Source organism: Micrococcus sp. ACRRV (assembly GCF_022346985.1).
Lineage (GTDB): Bacteria > Actinomycetota > Actinomycetes > Actinomycetales > Micrococcaceae > Micrococcus > Micrococcus porci.
In genome coordinates, this window is sequence record NZ_JAKRNH010000004.1 from 1 (window position 1) to 15,806 (window position 15,806).

The window sequence follows — 15,806 nt, forward strand, 5'->3', positions numbered from 1 at the left end:
TGCGCCGCGCGGTCGCTCACTTCGCGCGCCTGGGCGTGGAGGTGGAGCGGGTGCTCTCGGACAACGGTTCGGCCTACCGCTGGCATGCCTGGCGGGATGCTTGCACCGAGCTCGGGATCAAACCCAAGCGGACTCGGCCCTACCGACCGCAGACGAACGGGAAGATCGAGCGGTTCCATCGCACGCTCGCTGACGGGTGGGCCTACGCCCGGTTCTACGGCTCAGAGACCGAACGCAGGGCCGCGTTGCCTGGGTGGGTGCACTTCTACAATCATCACCGGGTCCACTCCGCGATCGGAGCCGCGCCTGCCAGCAGGCTCAACAACCTCCCTGGACATCACACCTAGAACCGCGTCCGCCTGCAGTCGCCGGTGACTCGGCTCCACGCGAGTTGACGGGCCGGCGACCTTCTAGATCTGTGCGGGGGCGAGATTGCTGTGCAGCCTTCGCTGCATCTCGACAGTCGATCTCACCAGTTGGCGCTCCGACGGGAGAGCGCGTCTCAGCCTCCACACACCCGGATCAGATTTCGTTTGTCGCGTGGTGACAGACGGCTTCGACGTTGATGTCGTAGGGGTCGAGGATGAAGGCGCCGTAGTAGTGCTCGTGGTACTCGGGGTGGGTGGCAGGGGGGTGCAGCAGCTGAGCCCCCAAGTTCGTGGCGGTGGCATAGAACGCGTGGACCTGCTCGCGGGTTTCAGTGGTGAACGCAAGGTGCATGTTCGTGCCGACGGTGCCGTTGTCGATTAGCCAGAAGAAGGGCTTGATCTCGGTCCATCCGTAGCCGGTCATGGCGTTGTCCGTAGCGGTTGCAGGGACCTCCAGGACGGGGTGGATGTTCAGACTGGCAAGGAGCGGGTCGTAGAAGGCGCGGGCGCGGGTCAGGTTGGGCACGGCGATGTTGAGGTGATCGATCTGGGAGCCGGAACGGTCAGTCATGAGGGGTCTCCTGGGGCTGCGTGGGGTAGGGAGCTGTGGTTGACAGGCGGGCCGCGAGGGCGCGGCCGGTGTGAGTTTCGGAGTCGACGAGTGCGGAGGAGGGACCCTGGTATGTCAGGGTGCCGCCGAGGGGGCCGGCCTCGGGGCCGAGGTCGATGACATGGTCGGCGGAGGCGATCAGGTGCAGATGGTGGTCGGCGGCGATGACGGTGGCGCCGTCCTCCACGAGCTGATGAAGCAAGGTGGTCAGGGTGGCGACGTCGTCCATGTGTAGTCCCGTGGTGGGCTCGTCCAAGACGTAAATGGCGGCCGGGCTCTGGATGCGGGTGGCCAGGCGCAGTCGTTGACGTTCACCACCGGAAAGGGTGGACAGGGGCTGGCCGAGGGTGAGGTAGCCCAGGCCGACGTTCACGAGCGCTGTTAGCGGGGTGGCAGCAGGGGTGCCTGCATATCGGTGTGCGGCCTCGGCAACAGGGAGGGCCAGGACTTGGGCGATGGTGAGACCGTCCAGTGTGTGCGTGAGCACTTCTGGCGTGTAGCGGTTCCCATCGCAGGTCGTGCAAGTGACGGCGACGGGGGCGCTGTTGGGAGCCTCGAGATAGGTGACTCCTAGACCGGCGCAGTGCGGGCAGGCGCCGGCGCTGTTTGCGCTGAACAGTCCGGGCTTCACAGGGTGATCGGGGGTGCTGGCGGCCTTGGCGAAGGCCGTGCGGAACCAGTCCATGGCCCCGGTGTAGGTGGCCGCAGTGGAACGGCGGGACCCGGGGATCGGCTGCTGGCCGATCAAGGCCAGGTCTTCGCTGGGGGGCAGATTGGCCAGCAGTGAGCTCTTGCCTGCTCCAGCGACTCCGGTGATGCAGGTGAGCACGCCGAGGGGGATCTCCACGGTGAGGTGATCGAGGTTGTGGGTTGTGGCGTTCTGGATGGTAAGGGTGCCCGTTGGAGTGCGGGGGGTGGTGTTGAGGGCAGGGCCGGAGGCCAGGGCGCGGGCGGTAAGGGTGTCGGCGTGGGCCAGTTCGGTGGGGGTGCCGGAGAAGGTGATGGTGCCGCCGTGAACACCGGCTCCTGGCCCGAGGTCGATGACATGGTCGGCAGCGGCGATCACGTCGGGGTGGTGCTCGACGACGAGCACGGTGTTGCCCTTGTCGCGCAGGGCGTGCAGGAGGGCGAGGACCTGGGTGGTGTCGTGCGCGTGCAGGCCGGCTGCCGGTTCGTCGAAGACATAGGTCAGGTCAGTCAGGGAGGAGTCCAGGTGGAGCACCGTGCGGATGCGTTGGCCTTCGCCGCCGGAAAGGGTCGAGGTGGGCCGATCCAAGGTGAGATAGCCCAACCCGACCCGGTCCAGGTTGCTCAGAAGGGAACGCAGCTGTGCGATCAACGGGGCCGCAGCCGGCGCATCGAGGTGGGTGAGCCATTCGGCCAGTTCGGTGGCGGGCATGGCGTGGCAGGTCGTGATGGGAGTGTTCCCGATCGTGCAGGCGCGTGCGGCGGGATTCAGGCGGGTGCCGTCGCATTCGGGGCAGGGCCCGGTGGTCGCGGCCTCCTCCAGGGCCTCTCGAATGCGCGGCTTGAGGCTGGAGGGGTCCTTGGCCAAGTAGAGACGGGTGATCTTGGTGAGAACGCCCTCGTAGGCCATGGGGTAGGAGCCGGTGTCGACCTTGGGGCCTGTTCCATGCAGCAGATGTTCGAGCTCGTCGGGGGTGTACTCGCTCACGGGAGTGTCGTTGTTGAACGCCCCGCTGCGGGCATAGACCTTCCAAAACAGGGAATCGACGGCGAAGTTGGGGAAGGTGATCGCACCCTCGTTGAGGGACCGGGCGCGATCGATGATGGTGTCTACTTCGAGGGTGGCGGCCCGGCCGGTGCCCTCGCAGGCAGGGCACATGCCGGCGGGGCTGTTGAAGGAGAGCGCGTGCGGTCCAGGCACCGGTGGGGTGCCGTGTCCGGCGTAGAGCTGGCGCAGCAGGGACCAGGCGTCGGTGGCTGTGCCCACGGTGGAGCGGGGGTTGGCGCCCAGGGGTGCCTGGTCGACAACGATCGACGCGGAGAGCCCCTCCAGGATGTCGACGTCGGGCCGAGGCAGGTGCGGCATCAGGTTCTGCACGAACGCGGGGTAGGTCGCGGAGAGCAGGCGCTGAGATTCGGCGGCGATGGTGTCAAAGGCCAGGGACGACTTGCCCGACCCGGACACCCCGGTTACGACGGTGAGCTTCTTCTTGGGGATCTCGAGGTCGATCCCGCGCAAGTTGTTCGTGCGGGCCCCACGGACTCGGATCACGTTGTCGGTGCTCATGCGGCGCTCCTGATGAGTTGGGTGTGGTTCGGTCAGTGCTGGTGGGCTGCGGCCGTCTTGGGCAGGGCGAGCATCATCACTGCGGCGGCGAGGTAGGCGGCGGCCTGCCATGGCATCACCTGGGCCAGCGCGTGCCCGAATGTCTGAGCTGAAGAACCTGCGGTGGTCGTCGTTTCGGCGGTGAGGGCGGTGAAGAAGATGGTGCCGAGCACGGCCACACCGGCGGCGCCACCGAGCTGATTCACCGTCGAGAGCACACCTCCGGCTGCACCGGCGGCACGGCCGGGGACGGCTGCGAGCACGACATTGACCAAGATCGGAGCGGCCAGTCCCAATCCGAGGCCACCGATGAACATCACTCCGGCCAGGGCCCAGTAGCCGGGGGTGGCGCCATCACGCACGAGCCACCACAGCAGGGCCTGCGAGACGGTCAGGGTCAGCGATCCAGTCACGAGCAGAGCTCGTCCGGCCTTGGCGGCCAGTGCCACACCGGCTCCGGAGGTCAGCATCGACCCGATGGCGTAGGGCAGGATGACCAGCCCTGTCTCCCATGCTGACCGGCCGGTGCCGGCCTGGAGGTAGATCGACAGCACCAGGAAGAACGAGGCGAGGCCACCGAAGAACAGCACCGACGCCGCCAGCCCAGCCATGAAGGGGCGCACCAGCAGCAGGGCCGGATCAAGGATCGGTTGCCCGCCGCGGCGCACCACTGCACGTTCGTACGCCAGGAAGCCGGCCAGCAGGATGACACCGGCGATCAGCAGCAACCAGCCCCACATTGGCCAACCCCAGTCCTTGCCCTGCACAAGCGGCAGAAGAATCAGGAACACGGCGGCCGCGGCCATCACAGCTCCGGGAACATCGAGGCGGGATCTGGTCGGTGCGTGCGACTCGGGCAGAAAGCGCACTCCCAGGATCAGGGCGATGGCGGCGACGGGGATGTTGATCCAGAAGATCGCCCGCCACCCGAGGTCCCACAGGTCGGCGTCGATGAGGGCTCCGCCGATGAGGGGTCCGGCGACTGAGGCCAGGCCCTGGACCGCCCCGTATGCGCCGAAGGCCTTGGCCATCGCGGCCGGCTCGAAGGAGGAGCGAATGATCCCGAACACCTGCGGCACCATGAAGCCTCCTGCCAGGCCCTGAAGGGCGCGCATGCAGATCAGAATCTCCGCGTTGGGAGCCAGGGCGCATAGCACCGAGGCCAGGGCGAAGCAGCTCAAGGAGACCAGGAAGACTCGGCGACGGCCGTAATCGTCACCGACGCGGCCGCCGGTGATCAGCCCGGACCCCAAGGCCAGCGTGTAAGCAGCGAGCATCCACTGGATCTGGGCGGGGCTTGCCTGGAGGTCGGCAGAGATCTGGGGGGCTGCGACCGTGACGATCGTGACGTCCAACAGGTCCATGAACGAGGCGAAGAGCACGACCAGCAACGCCACGGAGGCGGCTCGCCCGCTGAGACGACCAGCGTCGGCATGGGACTGCGCAGAGGTGCTGCTGCAGTCTGAATCGGTGGCATGTGAAGCGCCGGCAGGGTGAGTGTCGTGGGTATGAGGTTCGCGCATGACCCCACCGTTTCGTAGGTGGCGGACGTCGAGTGGCCGCTATTCCGGCATTCTAGGAGCATGGCGAAGACTTCCTCGCGGGTTCTGCACTTGCTCTCCCTGCTTGAGGCGCGCGTGGAGTGGGCAGGCATTGAACTCGCTCACCGTCTGGACGTGTCGCCGCGGACCCTGCGCCGGGACGTGGACACGTTGCGTGAACTCGGATACCCCGTGGAGTCCATCAAAGGACCCGGCGGGGGGTACCGGCTCGGAGCGGCAGGCAAGCTGCCCCCGTTGGTCCTGGACGATGACCAGGCCATCGCCATTGCTTTGGCTTTGCAGACCGCGCCAGCCACAGTGAGCGGGATCGAGGACGCAGTCGCGCGCGCGCTGACCACCTTGCGCCAGGTGATGCCGGCAAGATTGCGCGCGGCCAGTGAGGCCTTCAACGTCACCAGCCTGCGCAACTATTGGGAGTTCTCCGCGCCACCGATCGACGTCACCACGTTGCGAGCCGTCGGATCGGCCATACGCACCACACGGGCCCTGCGCTTCGACTACGTTCCCAGCGCGGGTGATACGTCATGGCTCGAAGACGGGGCACTCGGCCCGCCTTTGGAAGTGGAGCCCCACCACCTCGTGGTCTGGGCCGGGCGCTGGTACCTCATCGCTCGCCATGCCAGACATGGCACCTGGGGCACCTACCGGGTAGACCGAATCCGACCGACGACCTTGCCTGGGAGGACGTTCGCGCCCCAGCCGCTGGGCCACCAAGACGTGATGCGCATGGTGGTGCAGAATCCACATCGCGGTGACACACCCGGTCAGTGGCGATGTGTGGGGACGGCCACCTTGAACCTGCCTGCTGACGTCGTAGCTCGTTGGGCCCCTGGCGGCTCGGTGGTCACCCCCATCAACCGGTCCACGTGCCGGCTCACCATCGGGGGATGGTCATGGGCAGGTGTGGCAGGTCTGTTCATCACCTTCGACGCCGAGCTCACCGACGTCGAGCCGCCAGAGCTGGCCAGCACCTTCATCGAGATCAGTCACCGTCTTCGGTGACCCGGAGACTCTCAGAGAGCCTTCCCGGGCTGGGAGCCGGTCGGTGGCCGTCTCGGTAACGGTCGAGTGTGCGGTACTCGCTGGTCAATCATGTCGGTTAGGGCGTGTCTGACAATAGTTTCGCCCACGCGATGACCGCGTTGAGCACCACGGCAGCCCGGTAGACGATCGCGTACTTGTCGTACCGGGTCGCCAGCCCTCGCCACTGCTTCAGATGCGCGTACTGGCGCTCGATGACGTTCCGGCCTTTGTAAGCCTGCGAGTCCAGGCCAACGGGGCGGCCACCGGCCGAACCGCGGCGCCTGCGGTGGCCCTGCTGGTCCGCCGGCTCGGGGATCACGGCCTTGATGCCGCAGGTGCGCAGGTGGGTGCGGATCGCCCTGGAGGAATACGCCTTGTCGCCCAGGACCGCGTCCGGGCGGGTGCGGGGCCGGCCTGCAGGCCGGGCCACGCGCAGCTGGCCCAGCAATGGCAGCAGCATCGGGGAGTCCCCTGCCTGGCCTGGGGTGATCAGGCTGACCAAAGGCAGCCCTGCGCCGTCGACGAGCTGGTGGATCTTCGTGCTAAGCCCGCCACGAGAGCGTCCTACCCCATGATCGACGGGCTCATCCCGCAGATTCTTGTAATTCGATCCAGCCCCCTGTGAGGCGCTTCGTGTTCGTCGCGTGCTGATGCGCACGGGCGATCGTGGAGTCCACCGACACCGACCAGTCCACCAAGCCCTGCGTGTCGGCAGCGGCGGTCAGCTTCGCCAGCACCGCGTCCCAGGTGCCCTCTTCGGCCATGCGCCGATGCCAGGTCCACACCGTCTGCCAGGGGCCGTAGACCTCGGGCACATCCCGTCAGGGGATCCCGCACCGATACCGGTAGATGATCGCCTCGACCATCGTGCGGGCATCAGCGAACGTGTGCTGACCGGAGACGTTGATTGAGCCTGCCGGGTTGTGAGCTTGCATCAGTTGGTGGGCGAGGTCATGGACGCGCTGCACGGCTTCAGGTGGGTCGAGGACTTTGATGTGGTCCCCGAATTGGAGGAGCTGGCGAACCGACTCGATGTCGGGATAGGCCACGGTGATGGTGAGCCACTCGTCGACGGGATTGGACACGTCGACCAGACGGCTCCCCAGGATCCTGGCGGCGAGGTCCAGCCGGTTGGCCCGCAGGTGAGCGTTAATCTCCACGCTCGCGTCGGTGGTGAACGTGCCGACCAACTGATCCCAGACTTTCTCCAAGGGCTGGCCGGGCCGCAACACGGCCGGTTCGTCCATAGCCTTGTGTGTCACCAGGCGATTGGTGTTGAACATGCGCGGCGTGCCGTCCACGTCACCAACCAGATACCAGGCGGCCTGCTTGCTGACCAGTCCGTAGGGGTCGACCTGGTAGGTGTCGGCAGTGGCGTGTCCGCTGTGGCGGTAGGTGACGACGAGCCGGCGGCCCTGCCGGGCCGCAGCCAGCAAACTCGACAGGTCCCGGGTCGTGGCAGGCGTGAACCATCCGGCAGGGTCGATCAATAGGACATCGGTCAGAGGCGGTTCGCCTGGGCCCCAGCGACGGGTGGCTGCCGTGAGCTTGGCGCGGGCGTGTTCACCTACCTCTCCCAGGCCGATCTGTGCGAGCTGGTCGGGGCTGAGGCCGACTGTCGCGAGGAGCTGCAGCTCGGAGGGATCGAGCCGTGACAGGTCCAGACGGGAACGCGCGTCGAGCACGATCGCGCCATGACGGCCGCGTTCTGCATGGACTGGGACACCGGCAGCGGACAGGGCTTCCACGTCGCGCAGGACCGTCCGGGTAGACACCTCAAAGCGGTCAGCGAGCTGCTGGGTGGTCATCCGTCCGTGCACTTGGAGCAGCAGGACGATCGACAGCAGACGAGAAGCCTTCATGTCCTCATTTTCACAAAGAATATGACAGGAACTGTCGTGTATCGGCGATGTGCTGGGAGACGTTCACACGCCAGCCCAACCCTTGGAGGCCCGCCATGACGGCACCCAACCTGTTCCTGACCTACGTGACCGACGCTCAGCGTTCTACCGCGTTCTACAGCGACCTGTTCGACATCGAGCCCACCTTCACCAGCCCCCGCTATGTCGCTTTCGAGGTCGCGCCCGGCGTCCTGTTCGCGATCTGGACCGGCCACAACGAACACACCACCCTGGAGACGCCGCGCACCAGCGAGCTCGGACTGATGCTGCCCGGCGGGGGCGACGCCATCGACGAGGTCTACCAGCAGTGGGTCGCCAAGGGCATCCGGGTGGTCGAGGAGCCCCACGACGACGTGTTCGGCCGCACCTTCGTGATCGCCGACCCAGACGGCAACCTCATCCGCGTCAGCCCCGTCGACTGACATCCCACCCCATCCCCTACGTGGCGGCGAGCAGCAGCTCGCCGCCACGACTCTTTGTCGAGGAAACCATGTCACACCCCAACGCTGCCCTCACCCCACGCCACCGTCTCAAGGTGGCGCAGCTCGTCGTCGACAAGGGATGGCCGATCAGCGAGGTGGCCGCCCGCTTCCAGGCCTCCTGGCCCACTGTGAAACGCTGGGCCGACCGTTACCGGGCAGGCCAATCAATGCAGGACCGGTCCTCCCGTCCCCATCGCTCGCCGAACCGGACCAGCGGGAAGACTTCCCGGCGATGCATCGACCTACGGCTGCGCCTCCGGGAGAGGCCAGTGCAGTTGGCCTGTCGACTGGGCATCGCCCCGTCGACGGTCCACCGCATTCTGGTCACCGCACACTTGAACCGGCTGTCCCATGTCGACCGCGCCACCGGCGGACCGGTCCGGCGCTACGAACACGACAAGCCTGGTGCGATGCTGCACGTGGACGTGAAGAAGCTCGGCAACATCCCCGACGGTGGCGGTTGGCGCTACGTCGGCCGTCAGCAGGGCGAGAAGAACCGCGCCGCCACCCCTGGCAAGCCCAGGAACAGGTACCGGGACCCGTTGATGGGCAAGGCCAACGTCCACACCGTCATCGACGACCACTCCCGCGTCGCCTACGCCGAGATCCACGACGACGAAACCGCCCTCACCGCCACCACCGTCCTGGTCCGGGCCGTCGAGTGGTTCAACCATCGCGGCGTCACCGTCGAGCGGGTCCTGTCCGACAACGGCGGTGCCTACCGCTCACACCTGTGGCGAGACACCTGCGCGGAGCTTGGCATCCGACACAAGCGAACCCGGCCATACCGTCCGCAGACCAACGGCAAGATCGAGAGATTCCACCGCACCTTGGCCGACGGTTGGGCCTATGCCCGCTGCTACACCTCCGAGGCCGAGCGCCGGGGCGAGCTCGACGGCTGGCTGCACTACTACAACCAGCACCGGCCCCACACTGCCTGCGGGAACCAGCCGCCCTTCTCACGGTTGATCAACGTCCCCGGGCAGTACATCTAACCGATCTCTTCGCTTACCGGATCCCGCGCACTCTCTGAACAGTTCACGGTGAGTCGCGTACCGTCTTCACTGCATCTCGACAACGCTCGAGTGCGCGTAGTTGCGGAAGGTCATGCCGCCCCCCTTGCCGCCCCCAGTCGGAAGGTCCTCCCAGATGACCATGTAGTCTCCCGAGGATGCAGCTGAACCGGCTCGCCGCGGGACGACGGCATTCGCTCCTCGCCACCAGCAGCGGCGGAGTTCGCGCTGCGGGCCGCCCAGGGTCGCCGGAGCTCGCTGTCGAGGACTGGACTGACATCGTCGCTGTGGCCGCGGGCAACGTTCACACGGCTCGCAACACCGGGCGTTCGCACTCCGTGGGATTGCGCGCAGACGGGACAGCGCTGGCCGCCGGCTGGAACGATGACGGCCAGTGCGACGTCCGCCCCTGGATGGGTTTGGTGGGCGTCGCGGCCGGATGGCGCCTCACGCTCGGACTCCATGCGGACGGGACCGTGATGGCAGCTGGCCGCCGCGCTGAGGGGGCCTGCGACGTGGAAGGCTGGTCAGAGATCGTTGCAGTGTCTGCCGGCGACTGGCACTCCGTGGGCGTGCGGGCTGACGGAACTGCGCTGGCTACAGGTGTGAACCGACGAGGCCAGTGCGAGGTCACGGCCTGGACCGGCGTGGTGGACGTGGCCGCCGGATACCTCCACACGTTAGGCCTCCACCGGGACGGCAGCCTTCTCGTTGCCGGAGATCCCGCCGCCGGCCTCAACGAGGCCCGCCGATGGCAGGGGCTCCAGGCGGTCGCTGCAGGCAGCCACCACGTCCTTGGACTCACCCAGGATGGGCGAGTCGTCGCCGCGGGCGACAACAGCCAAGGCCAGTGCATGGTTCAGGGGTGGCGTGATGTCGTAGCAATCACCGCCGGATCGCGCCACTCCCTCGGCCTTTGCGCCGACGGCCACGTACTCGCCACCGGGGTCAACGCCGACGGCCAGTGTCGGCTCCAAGCCGGGCAGCCAACTGCGTGGTGAGTCCCCTCAGCGACGACCGCCCCTGACTCGAAGCGGGATCTTCGGGTGTCGCATAAGTCCGTGTTGCCTCTCCATCGCCTCGCGCGGGTTCAACCCTGCGAGAGGTCGGTGATCTTCTCCGCGAGCCGCTGAATGCCTCCTCGGATCATCGCCCCGTACCCCTCAGCCGGCAGGAGGTGCATGGCTGCTTGAGCCTGTTCGACCTGGGCCCGCGCCTTCGGCAGATCACCGGCACGGAGGTAGCCGTCGCCGAGGTTGAGGTGCAGGCTGGGGGCGAACCCGGTGGCAGAGGGGATGCCGATGGGTGCGAGGTCGTCGTCGGTGATCCCGTCGAATGCCTCCAGGGCCCTTTCGTCCCAGGCGATCTCGTCAGCGAGGTTGTCTTGCTGGTCGGCGAGATAGTGGGCAATGACGCAACGCTGGGCGGCGTCCTCGGGGCTGGTCCGGTCCCAGCACCCCTGCAACGAGGCACGGGCAGTCTCACTGCGGCCGCCGAGAGCGGCTTGGACGGATTCTTGAATGTCTTCCCAGGTCTGCATAACTCGAAGGCTATGGGCGCGTTGACCCGCTGGTCTTGAACGAATCGGACACAGCCACCCGCCCACGGCCGAGTGCCAAGGACGACGTTGTCAGCGTGAGCGCCTGGGTATCTCGGGCCAGGTGGGCTTGGTCGCTGAACCCGGCTTCTGCGGCCACGGTCGCCAGGGTCGGTTCAGTACCGCCGACCCTGACCGAAGCGGCTCGATGGATTCGCAGGATCCTCCGCAGGGTCGTTGGGGGCATGCCGAACATCTCCAGGGAACGCCGGTGCATCTGGCGCGGGGAAATAGCCAGCTCAGCTGCCGTCACGGCGACAGGCTCCCCGGCTGCGGCGCCCGCCAAGATCCGCGCGGCGCCATCGCCCCGGCTCTCGGTGTCCGCGCCTACCCGCCGAGACGCATAGGCCACGAGGAGGACGGCCTGCTGACGTGGAGTGCTGGCCATTTGAAGCGCGCGGCGCAGATCGGTGCTGGACGCCGCATGGCTAGGCAAGTGGCCGAGTTCGACTCTGGCGTCACACCACGGCGCCAGGCTGGTGTCGGCGAAGGGACGGCCTGCGAGGTGTGTCAGGCGGATCCCCACGACGGTGTCGAGCATGCGATCCGCAACCCAGGGGCGGGTGGCCGGCCCGAACCACCAGACCGTCTCACCAGCGATGGCTAGGCCAGAGCGGCCATCGGGAACGCTGACGTACTCGCCAGGCCTTACCGGTCCAGTCACGTAGGCCAGGGCGACGCCGCTGGCGGGGTGATGCCACAGCTGAGTCATGTCACGAACCTACGGCAGGGGGACGATCGACTCGCTCTACTGACCGGGAGACTTGGATTGCGTCAACAGCTCCTTCGCCCCCCACTTTTCGCGACGCTATAGAGCGCGCCCAACTGTGAAGATTTGACCGCGTTTCGTGCGAAATCTTCCGCGCATCTCAACAATCGGTGGGTCGGCCTTCCTCTTCGGCGGCATCCGCGCACTACCCGAGCCCGTGCAGGCTCCGTTGCGCGTGGCGGCCGTCGGCCTGATCGCGTTCGCTCTCGTGGCCATCCTGTTCCGGCGTCGCGTCATGCCGTCCATGGAGCCGCCGACCCCCGGGGCGATGCGCGTGTACTGGGTCGCCGTCGTCCTGTTGCTCCTGCTGATGCCCGTCACACGCATCGTCGCGGAGGCGCTTCATACCCCAACCGCGCAGATCGCTCTGGTGGCCGCCGTCGTCGGCGCCCACTTCCTGCAGTTCGCCCGAGCCTTCCGCGCGCCGGTGTTCTCGTGGATCGGGGGCTCCATGCTCGTCCTCGGACTCGGCGGCGCGTTTCTGGCCGCGTTGGGTTTCTCGTTCGCCGGTCCGGCTGGTGCTGCGGCCGCGGCGGCGGCAATGTTGGTGATCGTCGCGGCGCAGGCGTTCCTGGGGGGCCGCTCCAAGCGCAGCGCGCGAGGCTGACAGGCTGACCGCCCCTGCGCGGGCTGGTGTTGCTGGCCATGAGGTTGTTGACGTTTCTCGCTGCTGGCTGGTCGCGCAGCTGCACTGGTGCCATGCGGATGCAGCAGCGATTTCAAGACCCCCGGCCGGGATATGGCCGCGGGGTCTTCGACGCGCAGTCGTAGCGCAGTCGTAGCGCAGTAGGTCTCCGCAGGTACGGCCGGGGGAAGTTTCTCGTCCTTCACCTACCTGCCAACTTCTTGGAGACCTTCTCATGTCGCACGCCGACTACCTGACTTCCGACCAGCTCTATCGTGCTCTCAATACGCGCGACCTCACCGATCCCGACCAGGGACGTCACGCCATCCAGGCTCTCCTGCAATCAGTCATCGACCGTCTGCAGCCCGAGTGGGACAGCTCGATCCGGTATGTGCGCAGCTCGCCGGTCGTTCCTGTTCGAGACAACTACGACCGCCTCGGTTACGACCCAGGTGATGTCACTCGGGCTCGCCGGTACACCCGTTACATCAGCCCCGCTGTGATGCTCCGTAGTCACATGAGCGCCGAACTCCCGCGCGCCCTTGAGGACTATGCGGGAATGTCCGAGGTGGATGAGTTACTCGTGGTACCCGGTCTCGTCTACCGTCGCGACGCCGTCGATCGCACCCACGTGGGGGAACCCCACCAGGTGGACCTGTGGCGCATCCGTAGCACTCCGAATACCGGCGACGAGGACATGCTCACGATGATCGGCCACTTGGTCGAGGCAGTCCTCCCGGATGCGCAGTGGAGAACAACAGACGTGGCGCACCCATACACCGTCGGTGGTAGGCAGATCGACGTGCTCCACGACGGCGAATGGCTTGAACTCGCCGAGTGCGGCCGCATCCATCCCGAGGTGCTGCGCGGATCGAGCCTCGACCCCGAGCGGTGGTCCGGCCTGGCTCTCGGTATGGGGCTTGAACGCGCACTGATGCTGCGCAAGGGCATCCCTGACATCCGCTATCTCCGGGCAGAAGACTCTCGCATAGCAACCCAGATGCTCACCCTGGATCCATGGCAGCACGTTTCACTTCTGCCTGCGGCCCGGCGCGACCTCTCAGTCGTCGTGGATACACAAGAGGACGAGGAGACGCTTGGTGACCGCATCCGCGTCGCTCTCGGAGACAACGCCGACGTCATCGAGTCTCTCGAGGTTCTCAGCCGCACACCCCACGAGGGACTGCCCGAGGCCGCGCGCTCGAGGCTCGGCACTCTGGAAGGACAAGTCAATCTCCTGCTGCGAAACATGTTGCGCCCCATCGACCGCACTTTGACCTCAGATGAGGCCAACGTGATCCGCAACGTGATCTACGAGGCCGTGCATGAGGGCCCGGTGATGGAGCTGATCTGAGATCGCTGAGAGCAGTCATGACCTCGCCTACGCATGCCAACGCTCCCCTCTCACCCGAAGGCCGACGCCGCCTTGGCTATGTCAACTCCATCTGGCCCCGGGATGACGGTCTGATTGGGGACCACCCAGACGATGGCGCCCCGTGCCGGGTGCGGCAGGAGCGGATGCTCATCAGTGACAACCAGGAGCCCTCCCATCAGCCTTGGCTGTCCCTGACCAGTGGCCGCTGTGGCTGGGCGTCAGGCTGTGATGTCTCTCCGAGCGATGAGGGCGAAGCCGGGTGCCGCTCGAACGCCGACTCGCACTCGGCTGGACCCGAGCCACACGACACCAGCCCTCGAAGAAGAACCATCTGCGGCAGATGATCGCGTTCGTTCGTCAGTGGGATTGGTGTGTGGCGAGCCGTTGCGTGTAGTCGCGGATCTTCTGGTCGATGACGTCGAGTGAGTGTTGCCAGGTGGTGATCTGGTCGATCACATGGGTGCGGTGTTCCTGCAGCAGGGCGAGGCGTTCGGGCACGCCGTCGGGATCCTGGGCGACCCAGGCAGTGAACTGGGCGATCTGAGCCAAGGGCATTCCGGTGTCCTTGAGGTGCATGAGGACTTCCAGCAGGTGGACATCGCCAGGTTGGTAGGAGCGGTGGCCAGCGTGATCGCGAGGTGGGGCCGGGACGACGCCGTGGCGTTCGTAGTAGCGCAGGGTGTCGGGATCCAGCCCGAGGTGGGCGGCGACTTGGGTGATGGTGAGGGTTTCAGGCACGTCGAGCATCTTCCAGCACTGCCACGTCCTGGGCAGGCAGCGGTGTCGTCACGGCCTGCCAGGCGGAGCGGACCTGGTCGGGGCTGGAGACCCCCACAACGGGGATCACGGGCTGGCTCCGGCTGACCATCCAGGTCAAGACGCCCTGCCCGGCGTCGAGGCCGTGGCGGTCTGCCACGTCGTGCAAGGCCGCGAGGGCGTCCGCGTGGGCCTGGTACCCGGAAGGCAGCGGCCGGTCGGTGCGGGTGTAGGCGCCCGACAGGAGCGGTGAGTAGCCCAGGCGGGTGAGGTCGTGTCGGTCGCACAGGTCGATGATCTCGTCGTCGAGCAGCACGTGCGGGGACAGGTCGGCGTCGGGCTGGGGTGTGAGCCAGGTGAAGCGTTGTTGCAGGGCTCGGTAGCGGATGGCTGTCGGGACGGCCATGGCCTCGTCAAGCCGCCGGATGGTGAGGTTGGACGCGGCGACTTCCCGCACCAGTCCCCGCTCGACAAGGTCGGTGAAGGCACCAAGGGTCTCCTCGAAGGGGACGGTCGGGTCGTCGATGTGGGCGTAGAGCACGTCGATCCGGTCGGTACGCAGGCGGCGCAGGCAGTCCTCGACCTGGCCACGGACAGCGGCTGGCGACAGGCCCAGGGTGTCGCCCAGGTCCCTGCCCGGTACGCGGGGGCGCGCGCCGATCTTGGTGGCCAGCGTGACCTGGTCCCTGGCCGCTGCGCCGTGGGCGTGCAGCCAGTCACCGATGACGGTCTCGGACTCGTCGCCAACACCACCTGCCCAGAAGGCGTAGTTATTCGCAGTGTCCCAGAACCGGGCGCCCACCTCGAAGGCCTTGTCCAGGCAGTCCATGGACCGGTCGGTAGGGACGTGGGTGCCGAAGTACATCGTGCCGAGGGCCAGTGCGGGAACGGTGAGGCTGCCGATGTGGAACGCGTTCTGGGTCATGGCTACACTCCACCAGTTGGACCAAGGTTCAGGTCAAGCAGGCCCAACCCCGCCCATGAACACCAGAGACAGAGGCAGTGGTCTGTCTGCCACTCGGGGTACACCTCCGCCCAGCCGCTCTGGGAGGCAGCGACATGGTTGCCGCAGTACGGGCACTCGCCACGCTGGTCAGAGAAGTCTGCGCTCATGTGCGGAGTCTAGGACTGCCCGCAGAGTTGGTCGGACTGACCCGGGTTAATGATCAATCGTCCCGAGCCGGGTACCGCTCCAGGGCCCATCTCCGGTGGCCCAACGCCCGTTGCAGTGCCCGCTCGTGATCCCAGCTCAGCTCGTTCTCCGCCAGCGCCTCCTGCAGAACATCGCACTCCCAGGAGAGTCTCTGTCGTGTCCGCTTCGTGAGTTCGCGACAGGCCCGGCTGCAGTAGTTGGAGGGTCGGCCGCGCTGGTCCTTTGACGGCCACTCACACATGTTCGTGCACTCGGGGTTGAGACACCTGTACCGCTCGC

Annotated in this window: 14 protein-coding genes and 2 pseudogenes; 7 read left to right on the forward strand and 9 right to left on the reverse strand. The window is 66.7% G+C overall.

Annotated elements, in window-relative coordinates; translation table 11 throughout:
* On the forward strand, window positions 1–347 hold a 347-nt coding region (locus MHY29_RS00920; RefSeq protein WP_239237943.1), incomplete at its 5' end, for an integrase core domain-containing protein.
* Window positions 348–522: 175 nt separating this feature from the next.
* Here MHY29_RS00920 and MHY29_RS00925 read toward each other — a convergent pair.
* Genes MHY29_RS00925 through MHY29_RS00935 form a run of 3 tightly spaced genes read right to left on the reverse strand, consistent with a single transcriptional unit; the run spans window position 523 to window position 4,653 of the window.
* A complete protein-coding gene (locus MHY29_RS00925; protein WP_239237944.1) occupies window positions 523–939 on the reverse strand; it encodes a VOC family protein in 417 nt (138 codons plus the stop codon).
* Entirely contained in the window at window positions 932–3,232 is a 2,301-nt protein-coding gene (locus MHY29_RS00930; RefSeq protein WP_239237945.1) for an excinuclease ABC subunit UvrA, read from the reverse strand. The genes MHY29_RS00925 and MHY29_RS00930 overlap by 8 nt, the downstream gene beginning before the upstream one ends.
* Before the next feature lie 32 nt (window positions 3,233–3,264).
* Window positions 3,265–4,653 (reverse strand): MFS transporter, encoded by a 1,389-nt coding sequence (locus tag MHY29_RS00935; RefSeq protein WP_239237946.1) that lies wholly within the window; start codon window positions 4,651–4,653, stop codon window positions 3,265–3,267.
* 201 nt (window positions 4,654–4,854) lie between these two features.
* On the opposite strand from MHY29_RS00935, the gene MHY29_RS00940 reads away from it, so the two are divergent.
* Entirely contained in the window at window positions 4,855–5,835 is a 981-nt protein-coding gene (locus tag MHY29_RS00940; protein ID WP_239237947.1) for a YafY family protein, read from the forward strand.
* Window positions 5,836–5,932: 97 nt separating this feature from the next.
* On the opposite strand, the pseudogene MHY29_RS00945 reads toward MHY29_RS00940, so the two are convergent.
* Together MHY29_RS00945 and MHY29_RS00950 are read right to left on the reverse strand one after the other, a co-directional pair.
* A pseudogene (locus tag MHY29_RS00945) lies at window positions 5,933–6,740 on the reverse strand (IS5 family transposase); the annotation flags it as partial.
* 63 nt (window positions 6,741–6,803) lie between these two features.
* Window positions 6,804–7,718, reverse strand: a pseudogene (locus MHY29_RS00950) (helix-turn-helix transcriptional regulator); the annotation flags it as partial.
* Window positions 7,719–7,813: 95 nt separating this feature from the next.
* On the opposite strand from MHY29_RS00950, the gene MHY29_RS00955 reads away from it, so the two are divergent.
* The 3 genes from MHY29_RS00955 (at window position 7,814) to MHY29_RS00965 (ending at window position 10,253) form a co-directional block, all read left to right on the forward strand.
* Entirely contained in the window at window positions 7,814–8,179 is a 366-nt protein-coding gene (locus tag MHY29_RS00955; RefSeq protein ID WP_239237948.1) for a VOC family protein, read from the forward strand.
* Between the two features lie 68 nt (window positions 8,180–8,247).
* A complete protein-coding gene (locus MHY29_RS00960) occupies window positions 8,248–9,234 on the forward strand; it encodes an IS481 family transposase (protein ID WP_239237949.1) in 987 nt (328 codons plus the stop codon).
* A gap of 176 nt (window positions 9,235–9,410) precedes the next feature.
* On the forward strand, window positions 9,411–10,253 hold the full coding sequence (locus MHY29_RS00965; RefSeq protein ID WP_239237950.1) for a chromosome condensation regulator: 843 nt from the start codon (window positions 9,411–9,413) through the stop codon (window positions 10,251–10,253).
* Between the two features lie 89 nt (window positions 10,254–10,342).
* On the opposite strand, the gene MHY29_RS00970 is transcribed toward MHY29_RS00965, so the two are convergent.
* On the reverse strand, window positions 10,343–10,792 hold the full coding sequence (locus MHY29_RS00970) for a hypothetical protein (protein ID WP_239237951.1): 450 nt from the start codon (window positions 10,790–10,792) through the stop codon (window positions 10,343–10,345).
* 10 nt (window positions 10,793–10,802) lie between these two features.
* Entirely contained in the window at window positions 10,803–11,390 is a 588-nt protein-coding gene (locus MHY29_RS00975) for a helix-turn-helix domain-containing protein (protein WP_239237952.1), read from the reverse strand.
* A gap of 385 nt (window positions 11,391–11,775) precedes the next feature.
* On the opposite strand from MHY29_RS00975, the gene MHY29_RS00980 reads away from it, so the two are divergent.
* Window positions 11,776–12,225: a hypothetical protein gene (locus tag MHY29_RS00980; protein ID WP_239237953.1), complete on the forward strand. Its 450-nt coding sequence runs from the start codon at window positions 11,776–11,778 to the stop codon at window positions 12,223–12,225.
* A gap of 253 nt (window positions 12,226–12,478) precedes the next feature.
* Window positions 12,479–13,597 (forward strand): hypothetical protein, encoded by a 1,119-nt coding sequence (locus MHY29_RS00985; protein WP_239237954.1) that lies wholly within the window; start codon window positions 12,479–12,481, stop codon window positions 13,595–13,597.
* 378 nt (window positions 13,598–13,975) lie between these two features.
* Here the strand turns inward: MHY29_RS00985 and MHY29_RS00990 are convergent, their stop codons facing one another.
* Both MHY29_RS00990 and MHY29_RS00995 read right to left on the reverse strand, forming a co-directional pair.
* The gene (locus tag MHY29_RS00990) at window positions 13,976–14,356 is read right to left on the reverse strand and encodes a MerR family transcriptional regulator (RefSeq protein WP_239237955.1); all 381 of its coding nucleotides are present in this window, start codon (window positions 14,354–14,356) and stop codon (window positions 13,976–13,978) included.
* On the reverse strand, window positions 14,349–15,299 hold the full coding sequence (locus MHY29_RS00995) for an aldo/keto reductase (RefSeq protein WP_239237956.1): 951 nt from the start codon (window positions 15,297–15,299) through the stop codon (window positions 14,349–14,351). The genes MHY29_RS00990 and MHY29_RS00995 overlap by 8 nt, the downstream gene beginning before the upstream one ends.
* Between the last annotated feature and the right edge of the window lie 507 nt (window positions 15,300–15,806).